Here is a 640-nt window from a genome sequence, read left to right as displayed (position 1 = left end):
ACTTTCCCGACTGGGGGCACGTCGGCTACGGCTGGGGAAAAGCTGTCTCGGAGCTTTCTGATAGTGGGTTGGACTCATTCAAACAGCAGTGGATTGGTACCACTCTCTATCTCCAGTACCTGTCAAACGAAACGCCAGATGACGTTCTGGTGGATTTTAGTCCAGTGTTGCGTCGTGAGGTCTCGAGCAACGAGATCATTGCCGTGATTGAACAGCTCTTAGCAGAGGAGATTAGCCCGGCTCAGTGGCTGAATTTCAGGCAGACTATGGACCCGGTTGAGATCCCTCAGACTGGATATCAATACACGCTTGATATCGATACAGATGAGTCATTCGAGGACTGGCTCAGTCATCGGCAGGATGTCTTGGCAGCCAGTATGGGGGGTGGATTTGTTGACCAATCCGGATTCGCGGAGAGGCTTCAGGAGGAGACCGAATCAACTGAGCAGGATCCGGCCGAGGACGAAGATTCAGAATAAGTCGATCATCTCCTCTGTTTCAAGAATTTGGGCTCTGTTGAAATCCTATTCTTCAGATATATTCTCATCTGAAACAGCCGGTCGATGAGAGCTGCATACTCACCGCGTCGATAATCCAGCACCGACTGCAATCCCAACGCCCATGCCGATTGCGATACCCA

The 640-nt window shown here is 51.2% G+C and carries 1 pseudogene; it reads left to right on the top strand.

Annotated elements, in window-relative coordinates:
• A pseudogene (locus EXE42_RS15850) lies at nt 1-479 on the top strand (DUF2254 domain-containing protein); the annotation flags it as partial.
• Nucleotides 480-640 lie beyond the last annotated feature (161 nt).

The organism is Halorubrum sp. SP3 (genome assembly GCF_005435195.1).
Taxonomy (GTDB): Archaea; Halobacteriota; Halobacteria; order Halobacteriales; family Haloferacaceae; genus Halorubrum; species Halorubrum sodomense.
The sequence above is the reverse complement of the archived record's forward strand: the minus strand, read 5'-3'. Positions and strand labels throughout refer to the sequence as shown.